Origin of the sequence: Bradyrhizobium sp. AZCC 1578 (assembly GCF_036924675.1) — a bacterium.
In the GTDB taxonomy this organism is placed as follows: Bacteria; Pseudomonadota; Alphaproteobacteria; order Rhizobiales; family Xanthobacteraceae; genus Bradyrhizobium.
In genome coordinates, this window is the sequence record NZ_JAZHRZ010000001.1 from 6526641 (window position 1) to 6542355 (window position 15715).

The 15715-nt window shown below is 62.7% G+C and carries 13 protein-coding genes and 1 pseudogene; 4 read left to right on the forward strand and 10 right to left on the reverse strand.

All coding sequences use genetic code 11. The features are described from left to right. Positions 1-16 precede the first annotated feature (16 nt). From scpA to V1290_RS31080, 8 genes are all read right to left on the reverse strand, one after another. Complete coding sequence (gene scpA / locus V1290_RS31045; protein ID WP_334367894.1) at positions 17-2173, reverse strand: methylmalonyl-CoA mutase; 2157 nt, start codon at positions 2171-2173, stop codon at positions 17-19. 42 nt (positions 2174-2215) lie between these two features. Beyond that, the gene (locus V1290_RS31050; RefSeq protein WP_213285179.1) at positions 2216-2683 is read right to left on the reverse strand and encodes a GFA family protein; all 468 of its coding nucleotides are present in this window, start codon (positions 2681-2683) and stop codon (positions 2216-2218) included. Further along, entirely contained in the window at positions 2680-4548 is a 1869-nt protein-coding gene (locus V1290_RS31055; protein ID WP_442895027.1) for a methylmalonyl-CoA mutase family protein, read from the reverse strand. The genes V1290_RS31050 and V1290_RS31055 overlap by 4 nt, the downstream gene beginning before the upstream one ends. 88 nt (positions 4549-4636) lie before the next feature. Beyond that, the gene (gene folK / locus V1290_RS31060) at positions 4637-5128 is read right to left on the reverse strand and encodes a 2-amino-4-hydroxy-6-hydroxymethyldihydropteridine diphosphokinase (protein WP_334367896.1); all 492 of its coding nucleotides are present in this window, start codon (positions 5126-5128) and stop codon (positions 4637-4639) included. 1 nt (position 5129) lies between these two features. Then, a complete protein-coding gene (folB, locus tag V1290_RS31065; RefSeq protein WP_334367897.1) occupies positions 5130-5501 on the reverse strand; it encodes a dihydroneopterin aldolase in 372 nt (123 codons plus the stop codon). Further along, positions 5498-6352 (reverse strand): dihydropteroate synthase, encoded by an 855-nt coding sequence (gene folP / locus V1290_RS31070; protein WP_442895088.1) that lies wholly within the window; start codon positions 6350-6352, stop codon positions 5498-5500. The genes folB and folP overlap by 4 nt, the downstream gene beginning before the upstream one ends. An 89-nt stretch (positions 6353-6441) precedes the next feature. Next, positions 6442-6849, reverse strand: coding sequence for a DUF4332 domain-containing protein (locus V1290_RS31075; RefSeq protein WP_057848113.1), 408 nt, complete (start codon positions 6847-6849; stop codon positions 6442-6444). 51 nt (positions 6850-6900) lie between these two features. Further along, positions 6901-7266, reverse strand: a complete 366-nt coding sequence (locus V1290_RS31080) for a hypothetical protein (RefSeq protein ID WP_065744201.1) — start codon at positions 7264-7266, stop codon at positions 6901-6903. Positions 7267-7592: 326 nt separating this feature from the next. Here V1290_RS31080 and V1290_RS31085 point away from each other — a divergent pair, with 326 nt between their 5' ends. The 4 genes and pseudogenes from V1290_RS31085 (at position 7593) to V1290_RS31100 (ending at position 12607) form a co-directional block, all read left to right on the forward strand. Then, entirely contained in the window at positions 7593-9212 is a 1620-nt protein-coding gene (locus tag V1290_RS31085) for a helicase HerA-like domain-containing protein (RefSeq protein WP_334367899.1), read from the forward strand. 79 nt (positions 9213-9291) lie between these two features. Next, a complete protein-coding gene (locus tag V1290_RS31090) occupies positions 9292-10611 on the forward strand; it encodes a glycosyltransferase family 87 protein (protein WP_442895089.1) in 1320 nt (439 codons plus the stop codon). A 6-nt stretch (positions 10612-10617) separates the two neighbouring features. Beyond that, on the forward strand, positions 10618-12018 hold the full coding sequence (locus tag V1290_RS31095; protein WP_334367901.1) for a M20/M25/M40 family metallo-hydrolase: 1401 nt from the start codon (positions 10618-10620) through the stop codon (positions 12016-12018). 59 nt (positions 12019-12077) lie between these two features. Then, a pseudogene (locus V1290_RS31100) lies at positions 12078-12607 on the forward strand (REP-associated tyrosine transposase). 167 nt (positions 12608-12774) lie between these two features. On the opposite strand, the gene V1290_RS31105 reads toward V1290_RS31100, so the two are convergent. After that, a complete protein-coding gene (locus V1290_RS31105; protein WP_334367902.1) occupies positions 12775-13758 on the reverse strand; it encodes an NAD-dependent epimerase/dehydratase family protein in 984 nt (327 codons plus the stop codon). 107 nt (positions 13759-13865) lie between these two features. Next, positions 13866-15515: a glycosyltransferase family 39 protein gene (locus V1290_RS31110; RefSeq protein WP_334367903.1), complete on the reverse strand. Its 1650-nt coding sequence runs from the start codon at positions 15513-15515 to the stop codon at positions 13866-13868. Positions 15516-15715 lie beyond the last annotated feature (200 nt).

Below are 15715 nucleotides of genomic sequence, written 5' to 3' on the forward strand. Positions count from 1 at the left end.
GGGGCTGGCGGGGGAGCTACTCCGCCGCCTCGCTATGGCCGAGCCGGGCGTTGAGCTTGTGGATCAGCTCTTCGGCGGCGTCCGAGATCACGGTGCCGGGCGGGAAGATCGCTTCGGCGCCGGCCGCATAGAGCGCGTCATAATCCTGCGGCGGGACCACGCCGCCGATGATGATCATGATGTCCTCGCGGCCGTGCTTCTTCAGCGCGGCCTTCAGTTCCGGTACGGCGGTTAGATGGGCCGCCGCCAGCGAGGAGACGCCGAGGATGTGGACGTCGTTCTCCACTGCCTGCCGCGCTGCCTCGTCGGCGGTGGCAAACAGCGGCCCGATATCGACGTCGAAGCCGACATCGGCAAAAGCGGACGCAATCACCTTCTGGCCGCGGTCGTGGCCGTCCTGGCCGATCTTGGCGACGAGGATGCGGGGCCGGCGGCCCTCGGCAGTCTCGAACGCATCGATCAGCGCCTGCACTTTTTCGACCCGGTTGGACATGGCGGACGCCTCCCGCTTGTAGACGCCGGTGATGGACTTGATCTCGGCGCGGTGACGCCCGAACACTTTTTCCATCGCGTCCGAAATTTCGCCGACGGTGGCTTTCGCCCGCGCCGCGTCGATCGCCAGCGCCAGCAAATTGCCGTTGCCTTCGCCGGCGCTGCGCGTCAGCGCGGCCAGCGCCTGATCGACTTCCTTCTGGTCGCGCTCGGAGCGTAGCCGCTTCAACTTGTCGATCTGCAGGCGCCGCACGGTGGAGTTTTCCACCTTGAGCACGTCGATCGGCGCTTCGTTGACCGGCTTGTACTTGTTGACGCCGATCACGGCCTGCTTGCCGGCGTCGATCCGCGCCTGCGTCTTGGCGGAAGCTTCCTCGATCCGCAGTTTGGGCACGCCGGCCTCGATCGCCTTCGCCATGCCGCCGAGCGCCTCGACCTCCTGGATATGGCCCCAGGCCTTGGCCGCGAGATCCCGCGTCAGCCGCTCGACATAATAAGAGCCGCCCCAGGGATCGATGATGCGGTTGGTGCCGCTCTCCTGCTGCAGGAACAGTTGCGTGTTGCGGGCGATGCGGGCCGAAAAATCCGTCGGCAGCGCCAGCGCCTCGTCGAGCGCGTTGGTGTGCAGCGACTGCGTGTGGCCTTGGGTCGCCGCCATCGCCTCGATGGTGGTGCGCATCACGTTGTTGAAGACGTCCTGCGCGGTCAGCGACCAGCCGGAAGTCTGGCAATGCGTGCGCAGCGACAGCGAGCGCGGGTCCTTCGGATTGAACTGCTTCAACAGTTTTGCCCAGAGCAGCCGCGCGGCGCGCATCTTCGCCACTTCCATGAAGAAGTTCATGCCGATCGCCCAGAAGAACGACAGCCGCGGCGCGAAGCGGTCGACGTCGAGGCCTGCCGCAAGCCCGGCACGCAAATATTCGACGCCGTCGGCCAGCGTGTAGGCGAGTTCGAGATCCTGCGTAGCTCCTGCTTCCTGCATGTGATAGCCGGAGATCGAGATCGAATTGTACTTCGGCATCTTTTGCGACGTGTACGCAAAAATGTCCGAGATGATCCGCATCGAGGGCGCCGGCGGATAGATGTAGGTGTTGCGCACCATGAACTCTTTCAGAATGTCGTTCTGAATGGTGCCTGACAATTTCTCCGGCGGAACGCCCTGTTCCTCGGCAGCGGCTACGAACAGCGCGAGGATCGGCAGCACCGCGCCGTTCATGGTCATCGACACGCTCATCTGGTCGAGCGGAATGCCCGCAAACAGCGTGCGCATGTCGTAGATGGAATCGATCGCCACGCCGGCCATACCGACGTCACCGGAGACGCGCGGATGATCGGAATCGTAGCCGCGGTGGGTGGCGAGGTCGAACGCGACCGAAAGACCCTTCTGCCCGGCGGCGAGGTTGCGGCGATAGAACGCGTTGGAATCCTCCGCCGTGGAGAAGCCGGCATACTGCCTGATCGTCCAGGGCTGGTTGACATACATCGTCGGGTAGGGGCCGCGGAGGTAGGGCGCGCTGCCCGGCCAGGTCTCCAGGAAATCGATGCCTTCGAGATCGGCCTCGCTGTAGGTGGGCTTTACGGGGATGCCCTCAGGCGTCAGCCACGGCTCGGCACTGCCGGCGGGCTGCGCGGGCGCGGTGGGTTCAAAGGCGATATTCGCAAAGTTCGGTATGCGGCTCATGTTACCCATTATACCATATCTGGCTGGCCGAGATCGCCACCCCTAATCATGGTCCGGATGCTGGTGGCTGACGATGGTCGCCATCTTCTCCGGGCCGTAATTCTGCTGCGTGGTCTGGCTCGGCAGGTTGGCGATGCCGACCACCCAGCCGAGCCGGGATTCGGTGCCATATTGCCGGGTTGGCACGACGAGGTCTGGGCGGTCGAACGTGCCGGTCATGATCTCGATCCGGGGGCCGCCGATCAACCGGTAGGTCAGCGGCGTGCCGCAGGCCGCGCAGAAATCGCGCTCGGCGATAGAGGAGGACTGGAACGACGCCGGCTTGCCGCGGGTCCAGGTGAAATGCTCGTGCTCGATATCGGCCAGGGAGGCGAAGGGCGCACCCGATGCCTTCTGGCACATTCGGCAATGGCAGATGCTGACCTTGGGCGGCACTTTCGACACGGCAAAGCGGATGGCGCCGCACTGGCAGCCGCCGGTCAGGACCGTCTTGTGGTTGGTTTCCGTCATGCTCGCTCCATCCGCTGCCAGGCCGCTTGCAGCATCGCCAGCGCGTCGCCGCCGGCAAAGATGAAGTCGGCGACACCGGCGGAACGCAGCGCGGCCTCCTGTGTGCCAGGCCGCCCTGCCAAATAGATATGCTTCGCACCGGCCGCTTGAAGGGCCTTCGCGGCGTGTTCAGCGTGTTCCGCGTACACCTTGTCGGAGGAACACAGGCAAGCCATTGTAGCGCCGGACGCCGCGAAGGCGTTGGCAAGCGCCGCCGGGTCGGCAAACCCTTGGGTGTCCAGCGCCTCGATGCCGCCGGTCTCGAAGAAGCTCTTGGCAAAGGTCGCACGCGCCGTGAAAGCGGCGGGCGTGCCAAGATTAGCGAGGAAGATCTTCGGCCGGGCGCCCGATGCCTTGAGCTTTTCGTCCGATTTGTCGCGCAGCGCTTCAAACGGCGCGGCCAGCCGTATCGGCGTGAGCGGATCGAACTTGTACTTCGCCTCGCCATACGGCGGCAGCACGATCGGCGCAGCTTCCAGCACAGCGATTTCGTCCTCATGCAGGTTCGGAAATTCGCTGGCGCCGGTCAGCACGTCCCTGCGCTTGGCAATATTGGCCTCGCGCGCCGCGCGGGTTGCGGCGACCTTGCGCTGGATGACGTTTTGTTCGAGGCCGGCGAACATGCCACCAGCCTTCTCGATTTCCTGGAACAGCGACCATGCAGCTTCGCAGAGCTGCCTCGTCAGCGTTTCGATGCCGCCGGAGCCCGCTGCCGGATCGCTCACCTTGGCGAGATTGGATTCTTCCAAAAGCACCAGTTGCGTGTTGCGCGCGACACGCCGCGCGAACGGATCAGGCAGCCCAAGCGCCAGCGTGTGCGGCAATACGGTGATGGCGTTGGCGCCGCCGAGGCCGGCGGAGAAGGTCGCCATCGTCGCGCGCAGCATGTTCACATAAGGGTCGCGCTGCGTCAGCATGCGCCAGGCGGTATCGGCGGCGATGAACAGCGGTTTGGGCGTCAGGCCACAGGCCTGCTCGATCCGCGCCCACAACAGCCGCAGCGCGCGGAATTTTGCCAGCGTCAGAAACTGATCGGCATCGGCGGCAAGCCGTGCATAGACCATGCCCTGCGCATCTTCGAGCGTAATCCCGGCCTGTTCGATCGCGCGCAGGTAAGCGACGCCGGAGGCGAGCACGAATGCAAGCTCCTGCGCTTCCGATCCTCCGGCATCGTGGATCACCCGTCCATCGGCCGCTGCGAACGGACCCTTAAAGCCCATGGCGGTGAGGCCCTGGATCGCACTGGTAACCGCGGGCACGATTTCGTCCCAGCTATGGGGACTGGAGCCCGACACCGCACAGGATCCCAGCGGGTCGAGACCGAAACGGATATCGCAGGCCGCGGGATTAAGTCCTTTGCGTTTGATGTATTCGGCGACGTGAATGGCCGCCATGCGCGACTGCGGGCCGATCTGCAGCTCGATGCCGATGCCGGCGTCGAGATAGATGCCGTCGAGAACCGCTTCGACGGCTTCGGCCGAAGGGTCCAATCCAAACCCGTGGGCGGCATTGGCGCCAGCGAACACCAGTATCAGCCCGGTGGCGCCGTTTTCGAGATCGTGCAGCGCCTGCGCGTTGGCCGCTTTGGCGTCGGGATGATCGATCTGCTGCATAACCTGCCAGGGCACGGCGGCGGCACGACCGGCGACCGGCGCGGCGCCTTTCGCGCGGCGATAGATCGGATCGATTTTCAACCCGTCGGACGTCTTGCTGACCAGTTTCTCGAACGGTGCGCCTTTCAGCACCCCGTCGACCAGCTTGCGCCAGTCCTCGTAGGTCGCCGCCGGAAACTCCGCGGCCAATGTCAGCTCATCGTTATCGGTCATCCGGCCCATTCCTGGTCGTCTCTTGATTTGGCCGGAAATTGCCACGGGGCGGCCGCCAAGCCAAACGGTTGTTTTGGGTCTTTCGGGCTCAATCGAGGTCGGGTAACCGCTCAATCCCCTCGGTCGACAATTGTGCCAGCGCATCCCGCACGCGGCGTCCCGCAATGACACGGTCGGGAACGATCTCGACCAGCGGCACCAGCACAAAGGCGCGCTCGAAAACCCGCGGGTGCGGCAGCGTCAGTTCCGGCCTGTCGAGGCTGACGTCATCATAGGCGATCAGGTCGAGGTCGAGGGTGCGTGGACCCCAGCGTGTCTCATGAGCGCGGTCGCGGCCGAACTTTTTCTCGATCTTGTGCAGCGTGAAGAGCAGCGCATGCGGATCGAGGCTGGTTTCGATCTCGATGCAGGCGTTGATGAAGGGCGCCTGGTGTTCCTCGCCCCAGGGCGGGGTGATGTAGTCAGAGGAACGCGCGAGCAGCGCTGCCTGGGTCATGCCGCAAATACTGGAGATGGCCTTTTTGAACGTCGCGCGGACATCGCCGACATTGCCGCCGAGCGCGATCAGCACATCGGCCATGTCAGGGCGATTGCCGTTTGCGCACGAGTACCACGCCGACATCCTCGAAGATCTCGGCGATCGGCGCATGCGGCTTGTGCACGGTGACCTTGAGCGCATGGGCGCGTGGGAACGCCGCGAAAATCGCGTCGGAAACGGCGCCGGCCGCACGCTCCAAAAGCTTGTAGTTGGTGTTCGTGAACGCGGCGGTCGCGGTCTCGACCACGCTGGCATAAGACACTGTGTCGGACAGGCGATCAGAGTGCGAGGATTCTGACAGGTCGACGGAGAGTTCGATATCGATCACGAACCGCTGCCCGACTTTGGTCTCGTGCTCCATCACGCCGTGGCGGGCATGGATGACGACGCCGGTGATGAAAATCGTATCGCTCATTGCCGTTCCCTGATTGCCGCAGCCACCCGCAGCGCCTGTACGGTTTCGGCGACGTCATGCGCCCGGATGATCCGCGCCCCGTTTTGGGCCGCCAGCAGATGCGCGGCAATCGAGCCGCCGAGGCGTTGATGCGGTTCCGACGGCGTCACCGTGCTGATGAAACGCTTGCGCGATGCGCCGACCAATACTGGAAGGCCGAGCGACTGCAACTCGCCGAGCCGCGCCAGCGCGGTCATGCTCTGCTCGGGCGTCTTGCCGAAGCCGATGCCGGGGTCGAGCACGATCTTGTCGGATGAAATTCCCGCCTTCGCGGCGATGTCGAGAGAGCGCGCAAAGAAAGCGGCGATATCCTGCATGATGTCTACAGCAGGATCGGCCCGCTCGCGGTTATGCATCACGATGACGGGCGCACCACGCTCCGCGATCAGCCCGGCCATGCCGGAATCGCGCTGCAGCCCCCAGACATCGTTGGCGATTGTCGCGCCCTGATCGAGCGCCCAGGCGACGACGGCCGACTTCATGCTGTCGATCGACACGGGAATGCCGAGCGCGACGACATCGGACAGTACCGGCTGCAGGCGCTTCAATTCCTCTTCCGCCGAGATCGGTTCCGATCCGTAGGGCCGGGTCGATTCCGCGCCGATGTCGATGATGTCGGCACCCTCGGCGATCATCCGCCGGGCCTGGGCCAGCGCCCGCTCCGGGGTGACGAATTGACCGCCGTCCGAGAACGAATCCGGCGTCAAATTCAGTACGCCCATCACCGCCGGATAGGGTCTGGACAGCAGCGCAGGCAGCACCGATTGACCGGCCGGACCGGACGCAGCGGGAGGTCTGGGCTTGGCTGCCATCATGCGGTCGCTTTGCGCGGTCCGCGCCGCCGAGTCAAGGCGTGAGGGCCGGCACCGCGGGGCTGGTCTGGCGGTTCAGTCGCTGATGTTCAATAGCTGATTTTGGGCGGCAGCTTGCGCGCTTGCTCGATCAGTTGCTCGACTGATCGTTCGGAGGGCAAAACCCGGACGAGTTTGCACTTCGTGTTCACGTCTTTCATGTTCTGGGCGAGTCGCGCCGGGTTGCGATGGGCGAGTTCGCGCACCGTGGTGACGCCCGCGGCGCGCATCAGGCCCACCTTGGCCTTGCCCATCCCGGGAATGCGCATGTAGTCGGAAAAATTGGCCCATTCCAGCAGTTGCTGCTCGCTGATGCCGGTCTTCGCTGCGAGCGACTTGCGCCCTTTCACGGTGCGAGCGGCTTCCAGCAGCGCATCGGTCGTGCGAATGCCCAACGATTTCAGTTTCGAGGCAGAGTAGGCGGTCAAGCCGTCGATCTCGGAAAGGGGATAAGTCATGATACCAGATGAAAAAAGAATGTGCCCGGGCCGAATGTGTTCACCAAGATGCTATGCAAACTGGCTGAGGCCCGGTGTCCCTGAAATGATTTCGCCCATTTGATCTGCTCCGATTTTGTCGCGACCGAACCTGAAAAGTTCACGCGCCACGCTTTGAATTTCACTCATGCCCAGACCGAGCGCCATCAGCCTGGTGCCAACCGCCATCAAGCCTCCGCCCATCAGCTTCGCGAAGCCGCCATTGCTGCTGGAAGCCGCAATCGCAGCTTCGGCGCCCGGAATTTGGTCGATCAGAGCCTGAACCTTGTCGGAGGGGCCCTCGTTGCGGAGAAAACCCAGAACGATGCCGATGGTTTTTTCAGCGACAGCGCGATCGATACCGGCCTTGGAGGCCAGTCGCCCTACCAGTTCGTCCATATTGCCCCGTCCCCAAACCGGCTTTACCGGGTCGTCTACTTGCAAATTTATCTTGAGCGCCTGCGATCTGAAATACAAGCGATCCGCACGTGCGAAGACCTAGATCGAGTCGCGAGTGTTGCAGCAATGCAAGAGTGAAGGCCGGATTTACGCTGACTTGTTGCGCTGCGCTCTCGATTTTTCTGCCGAAGGTTGGAAAAAAGCATGAGAAGCATGAACGAAGAGGCGGGCGAATGCTCACGTATTTACCGCCGACGGTTTCAATCGGCGGGCAGGATGCGATATGATCGCCAACCAAATCCCCCGGCGCGCGAAGAGGCGATGCGATGGTGACTTCCGATAACAAGACGGCCGATACCGAAGAGAAGATCTTCATCGGAAAGGGCGAACAGACGGCTTGGCTGACGCTGGCGCTTGCCAATCGGCATGGCCTCGTCACCGGAGCGACCGGCACCGGCAAGACCGTGTCGCTGCAGGTGATGGCGGAGGGCTTTGCCCGCGCCGGTGTTCCCGTGTTCGCGGCCGATATCAAGGGCGATCTGTCCGGAATTTCCGAGATCGGCGAGGCCAAGGACTTCATCCTCAAACGCGCCGGCGAGATGGGCCTCAATTTCCAGCCCGACCAGTTCTCGACCGTGTTTTGGGACGTGTTCGGCGAGCAGGGTCACCCGGTGCGCGCCACGGTCACGGAAATGGGGCCGCTGTTGCTATCGCGAATGCTCGACCTGAACGACGTGCAGGAAGGCGTCCTCAATGTCGCATTCCGCGTGGCGGATGAAAACGGATTACCTCTGCTCGACATGAAGGATCTGCGGTCGCTGCTGGATGCGATCGCGCCCGCCGGCGGTAAAAGGGGGCCGGATGCCGAGGAGGATGAACACGCGGAGATCCGAAAGGCCGCGCAGAGCTTCGGCAATGTCAGCAAGGCAACGATCGGGACAATTCAGCGTCAGCTTCTGGTGCTGGAAAACCAGGGCGGAACGAAATTTTTCGGAGAGCCGGCGCTTTTGCTGAAAGACTTCATGAAGACCGACAGCGACGGCCGGGGAATGGTCAATATTCTGGTCGCTGACAAGCTGATGCAGAACCCGAGGCTCTACGCGACCTTCCTGCTGTGGATGCTGTCGGAGCTGTTCGAAGAGCTGCCGGAAGCCGGCGACCTGCCGAAGCCGAAACTGGTCTTCTTCTTCGATGAGGCACATCTGTTGTTCAACGATGCGCCGAAGGCATTGCTCGACAAGATCGAGCAGGTGGTCCGCCTGATCCGCTCCAAGGGCGTCGGCGTCTATTTCGTCACGCAAAACCCGATCGACGTGCCGGACAAGGTGCTGGCGCAGTTAGGCAACCGCGTGCAACACGCGTTGCGCGCCTTCACGCCGCGCGACCAGAAGGCGGTGAACGCGGCGGCGCAGACCTTCCGGCCGAACCCCAAGCTCGACACCGCTCGCGTCATCATGGAGCTCGGCAAAGGCGAGGCGCTGGTGTCATTCCTCGAAGGCGGCGGCACGCCGACCATGGTCGAGCGCGTCATGATCCGGCCGCCGACGGCGCGGATCGGGCCGATCACGCCGGAGGAGCGCAAGACGATCATGGGCAACAGCCCGGTCAAAGGCAAATACGACACCGCGATCGACAGGGTGTCCGCTTTTGAGATGCTGCAGAAGCGGGTAGCTACGACGGCGGCGCCTGCGGAGGGGCAGGATGGTGGCGGTGGCGGCATTCTCGGCCAGATCGGCTCGATCGTCGGCACGATCTTCGGCACCAACGTCAGGCGCGGCAGGCTGACGACTGGTCAAGTCATCGCTCGAGACGTCACCCGTTCGGTCACCAATAAGGTCGTCGGTGGCATCGTCGCCGATCTCGGCAAGTCGGTCGGCGGATCGCTCGGCGGTTCAGTTGGTCGCGCGCTGGTGCGCGGCGCGCTCGGCGGCTTGCTGCGCCGATAGGAGTTTTTGAGCGAAGATGGTAGTCGGTTCGCGTGAAGAGCTGCGACGTAATCTCCTCTGAATCCGGAACGAGCGTGTGCTGAGATATCCGTCGCTACGAAGGCCGCTCGATATCCTGTTTCTGGTATGTTGCGTCGCGCTGACGGCCGACGTGCTGGTCCCGGAAATCTGGGGGAGCGGCAAGACCAAGGACTATCCGCTCTGGTTCTGGGCGGGGCAGCAGGTGCTGCAGGGCAAGAATCTCTACCCTGACGACCCCGCCACCAATTTCGAATTCATCTATCCGCCGCTGTCGGCGGTGCTGCTGGCGATCCCGAGCTGGTTCGGCAAGATCCCGCTTTATCTCATCCTGTCGTTTCTCAACATCGTCGCATGGTGGATAACGGCGCAATTATCGCACGCGATGGCGGGATCGGGGAAGAAGCCCGGGCCATGGCTGGAAGCACTGCCCGGCTTCGTCACCGTCACCTTCGTGTTCGACATGTTCGACCTCGGCCAGCCCAATCTCGTGCTGCTGGCGCTGATGCTCTACGGGTTCTGGCTGCTGCGCGATCACCGCGGCTGGATGGCAGGAAGCATGTTTGCGCTCGCTACCGCGATCAAGGTGTTTCCGGTCGCGGTGTTGCCTTATCTGGTGTGGCGAAGACAGTGGGCGGCAGCCGCGAGCATGCTGGTTTTCATCGGCCTGTTTCTGTTCGTGCTGCCGGCGCCGTTTCGCGGCTTCCAGCACAATTTCACGGAACTGAGGACCTGGTACCAGGGCATGGTGGGTTCGAGTTCGGAGAAGGGGTTCGGGCAGCGCGACGCGCAGAACTGGTCGTGGGTCAACCAGTCGATCATCGCGGTGACACACCGGCTGACGCGGCCGGTCAACTACAACCAGGACAATCCGGCCAAACCCGCGCGCACGATGAACATCATCGACGTCGATTTCAGGACGGCGAACTGGATCGTAGTGGCGATCTCGCTCGCGATCGGGCTCGGCTATCTCGCTGTCATGCCGCAGGCCTCGCGCCGCACGGAACGGTCGGATGCCGAAGAGATCGGCATCCTGTTTTGCCTGATCACGATCGCTTCGCCGCTGGCCCGGCAATACTACTTCCTGTGGCTGTTCTTCCCGATCACTGTTTTGGTCCACCGCGCCGCTTACGATCCGCGTCCGGCGGTCAAAACCGGAACTTGGGCGTTGCTTGCCATTGCGGGCGGCTTGCTGTGCCTGTCGCTGCCGCTGTTCCCGGTTGATCTGCAGGCCTATGGCAACAATCTCGCCGCCACCATCCTGCTCGCGGCGGGGCTGGTCTGGCACATATTGCGTCCGCCTGCCGAAGACGTTGCCTTGCCTCAGGCCACGGGCAAGCTACAACTTGACGCTAACAACAAGGCTCACAGCCAGGGATAACAAGCCATGTCCAACGCCAAGATCCAGCCGGTCCTCGATCACATCGACGCCGATTTCGACAAGAGTCTCGAGCGGCTGTTCGCGCTGTTGCGGATCAAGTCGATCTCGGCCGATCCGGCTTTTGCCGGTGATTGCAAGGCGGCCGCCGATCATCTGGCGAAGGATATCGCGACGCTCGGCTTCAAGGCCGAGGTGAGGCCGACGGCGGGGCATCCCGCGATCGTTGCCAAGCTCAATGGCAGCAGCGACGGCCGGCCGCACGTTCTGTTCTACGGACATTACGATGTGCAGCCGGTCGATCCGCTGAATCTGTGGCACCGGCCACCGTTCGAGCCAGTTGTCACCGACCATGCTGACGGCCGCAAGATCATCGTCGCGCGTGGCGCGGAGGACGACAAGGGCCAGTTGATGACTTTTGTCGAGGCCTGCCGCGCCTGGAAGAAGGTCACGGGGGCGCTGCCGGTCGACATCACCATCATCATCGAGGGCGAGGAGGAAATAGGATCGAAAAACTTCGTGCCGTTCCTGGAAGCGAACAAGGCTGATCTGAAGGCCGACTTCGCGCTGGTCTGCGACACCGGCATGTGGGATCAGAACACGCCGGCGATCACGACTTCGCTGCGCGGGCTGGTCTATGACGAGGTCAAGATCAAGGCGGCCAATCGCGACCTGCATTCCGGCATTTTCGGCGGCGGCGCGCGCAATCCGATCCGGGTGCTGACCAACATTCTCGGCGGCCTGCATGACGAGAACGGCCACATCACCATTCCCGGATTCTACGATGGCGTAAAAGACCTGCCGCCGGACATCCTGGCGCAGTGGAAGAACCTGAACCTCACGCCGGAGTCATTCCTGAAGCCGATCGGCCTTTCCATTCCGGCCGGTGAAAAAGATCGCCTGCTGATCGAGCAGGTTTCCTCGCGCCCGACCTGCGACATCAACGGCATCATCGGCGGCTACACCGGCGAGGGCTCCAAAACGGTAATCCCGGCGGAAGCTTCCGCGAAAGTTTCGTTCCGGCTGGTAGAGGGACAAGACCCGGAAAAGATCCGAAAAGCCTTCCGCGACTATGTCCGGGCGCGCCTGCCCGCCGATTGCAAGGCCGAGTTCACCGACCATTCCAACGCGCCGGCGATTGCGCTCGACTGGAACATGAAACCGCTGGCGGCTGCCAAGCGCGCGCTGACGGACGAGTGGGGCAAGGAAGCGCTCCTGATCGGCTCCGGCGCCTCGATCCCGATCGTAGCCGATTTCAAGCGCACGCTCGGCCTCGACACCGTGCTGGTCGGCTTCGGCCTCGACGACGACAACATCCATTCGCCGAACGAGAAGTACGACCTCAAGAGCTATCACAAGGGTATCCGCTCCTGGGCGCGGATCCTCGGCGCGTTCGCGGAGGGGAAGTAGCCGCGTAGGATGGGTAGAGCGAAGCGAAACCCATCACCTCGCCGCATGGGCAAGTGAAGATGACCAGCTACCGTCGCAATTTCATCCCCGGTGGTTGTTTCTTCTTTACAGTCAATCTTGCCGACCGGCGGTTGAGGCTGCTGACGGAATACGTCGAAGCCCTCCGCTCTGCATTTCGTGAGATCCGCCAGCGTCATCCGTTCACGATAGATGCGGTGGTCGTTCTGCCAGATCATCTGCATGCGGTCTGGACGCTGCCCGATGGTGATCGGGATTTTTCGACCCGTTGGCGGCTGATCAAGTCGACGTTCTCACGCAATATCCCGCCCGGCGAGGCTGTCTCACGCAGCCGGGCCGCCAAGGGCGAACGCGGAATCTGGCAACGGCGCTATTGGGAACATACGATTCGCGATGAGGACGATTTGGCGAGTCACATCGACTACATCCATATCAATCCGGTAAAGCACGGCTTTGTAACTCGAGTCAGGGATTGGCCGCATTCGTCGTTTCATCGGATGGTAAGGCTTGGAATTTACCCGAGGATTGGGCAGGTGATATTGCGGCTGGGAATTTCGGCGAAAGGTCTTGATGAGGCGACGTGATGGGTTTCGCTGCGCTCTACCCATCCTACGACAGTGGATCAAATAAAAACGCCGCCCGGGATTGGACGGCGTTTGATTCCGAGACGTGTAGAGGGTGTGTGACAGGCAGTTTAGCGGATCCGCGCGGCTTGTCCACCGGATACTCTCGCCGCGCTCACTCTACCGGGTAGGGTCCCTCGCGAAAGACGCGGTCGTGATAGCCCTTGCTGCCGACCTCGCGCGCGAGTGAACTGCGGATATCCTCGCCGGCCCGCAGCCGCGCAATCAGCGCGCGGAAATCATGGCGCGGTTGCCAGCCGAGTTCGGCTCGTGCGCGGTCGTTGACGTAGACGCGATCGATGCCTGGAATCATCGTCCAGCCGCGCCGCGCAAATTCGGCCTCAAACTCCGGCACGTAACGGCGGACCACACGCGGCGCGTCGCTGCGCAGTTCCGCCGTGTCGTTCCGTGAGAATGGCGTGGTGGCGCTGATGATGTATTTGGCGAAACCGACCGATGGCGCGCGGTCGGCCGCCATCAGATGCGCGCTGACCACGTCTTCAATATCGACGCGCCGATAGAGGAACTCGTTGGTCTTGATGTTGGCGTCGGTGTAGGTCTCGCGTGTCGCGCGATTGTCATCCTCTTCAGGGAAGAAACGCGAGGTACGCAGCACGATGTTGCGAAGCGCGTGATTGCGCGCAAAGAGCTGGCACAGATCCTCCGCGGCAGCCTTGGTGACGCCATAGATATTTTTCGGCACGGCCGCGACGTCTTCGGTGATCCAGGCCGCCGGCTCGCCCGGCGGTGGCACCAGCGCCTCGCCGAAGACGCTTGTGGTGCTGGTGTAGACGAGCGTCGTGACGCCGGCTGCGGTGGCTTCTTCGAGCAAACAGAGCGTGCCGGTGATGTTGACGTCGATAAATTCCTGGCGGCTGTGGGTCGCCACATGCGGCTTGTGCAGCGTCGCGGCGTGCAGCACGGTCGTCACGCCCTTCATGCAACGGCGCACGAAAGCGCGGTCAGTGATCGAGCCTACGTGATGCGTAAACACGCCGGGCAGAACGTCAATACCGACGGCCTTGCGCCGCTGCGCCTGTAGCGTACGCATCAGCGCCTCGCCGAGATGGCCGGAACTGCCGGTCACCAGTACGGTCACGCCGCCATAACCTTTCGCACGCTCGAGAATTGTTGATTTTCGAGAGCGAGCGTAGCCCTGCGCCAGCTCAGCAGCAAGGCGCGGCCGGGCGCGGCTGTTATGCGGGATCAGGGCGCCGGAATAGCCAACAGCGTCGAGATGGCGCGGCCGCGGATGTCGTAGACGCGCGCGAACACGACGTCGTCGCGCTTGATTTCCACCATGACCGGCGCAGTGAGGCCCTTGCAGTAGAACTCGCCCAGCGTCATCGCGAAGTCGGCCGACTGGCTGTCCCAGCCGATCGTGAAGTCCGGGCCGAGCGCCACCTGCGCCGGACGCTGCGGGCCGCACACCGCGACCTTCCACTTGCGTCCCAGCGGAGGAAATTCCTGCCGTTCGACCAACTCCTCGCGCAGGCCGTCGGAAGCCTGCTTCAGCGCCAGCCCCCAGTAATCCAGCATAAACATCTTGTCGGCGCCGCGAACCGTGCCGGCAATGTGATTGAAATGAGTGTATTCATAAGGGTGCAGGCGGATCATCTCGCTGAGTGGCAGCAGCAAACCGAACGAGAACACCGCAAGCGCGGCGGGCTGCCAACTGCGGCGATTTTGCTTCAGCCATTTCATTCCCCAGGCGAACGCGACGCCCGCAAGCACCGTCATCGGCGGGACGACGAAGATGAAATGCCGGATGCCGTTGTAGAGCGCCGGCCGCTTTACCATCGCGATCACCAGCGGCAGTGTCGCCGCCAGCGTCAGCATCAACAGGATGGTCTTGCGGCGGGCAGCTATATCAGCGCGCGACAGCGACATGAAAGTGCCGACGACACCGCCAATCAGAAGCGCGAGCAATATCTCGGGAAGCTGCAGCGCGAACAGCGTCGGCAGATACGACCACGGCATGTCGGGCACCGAGACCAGCGCGCCGTCGAACATTTCCTTCCAGGGCTTTTCGAAGAAATGCGAGAAATAGGTCAGCGCCTGGAACGGATGGCCGGGCTCCATGATCGACCATGGCCACACCAGGCCCATGATCAGGTATCCGAACACGAGCCCCGGGACCAGGACGTACACGACATGGGCGAAGCGGCGTATCGCCTCGCGCGGGCCTTGCTTGCGAACGTCCTCGATCAACAGCGGGACGAAGCCCACCATTGCATAGACTACCGCCAGCCCACCGAGAATCCGGCAGCCGATCGAGAGACCGGCGCCGAGGCCTATGATCAGGATGGTACGCGGTGAGGGCGCGGGATACTCCTCGGCGAGGCGCACCAGACCCAGGATCAGGATCACCATCGAGACGGCAAACGGCGCGTCCTTCGGGTTCATGAACATGTGTCCGTAGAAGGTCGGGCACAGCGCCAGCAGCAGCAGCGTCGCGAGCCCGGCAAGCGGGCCGCCGACACGCCGCGCCAGCCGCCAGGTCACGGCAAGGCCGATCAGGCCGACGACGGCGCCGAGCAGGCGGCGCGTTTCGAACAATTCGAGCGGAATGACCTTGTGCAGCAGGGCGGCCGCCATGTCGAAGCCACCGCCATACATGTAGAGATTGGCGAACGACAGCGCGCCGGTGTCCTTGAAGCCGGAACCGTACATCCGCAGCAGCAGATCGGCATATTCGGCGTGCGTGTAGTCGTCCCAGCCCAGCCCATAGTCACGGAAGGTCAGGCCAGCAACGAGCGTGACAACGGCCAACGCGAAGATGGCGAGGTCATCACAGGTCCGCTCCATCGAGCGCCGCGCAGGCGTATCGAGAGCAGAAGTTGTAATGGATGACATGGCGATTGGTAACCCAGAGTCCCCTATGGCCCAGCTTGGATATTCTTGAGCCTCATTCCCCGGGTACCCATATAGCGCAGTTCCATTACCAAGTAATTGGGAATTGTGGCGTAAATCCCTGATGCAATGCAACAAAAGGGCAGTAATTGGTAGGCGGTAAAGTTACGGGCGCCGGAGTGAACGGCACCTGAATGGCACGA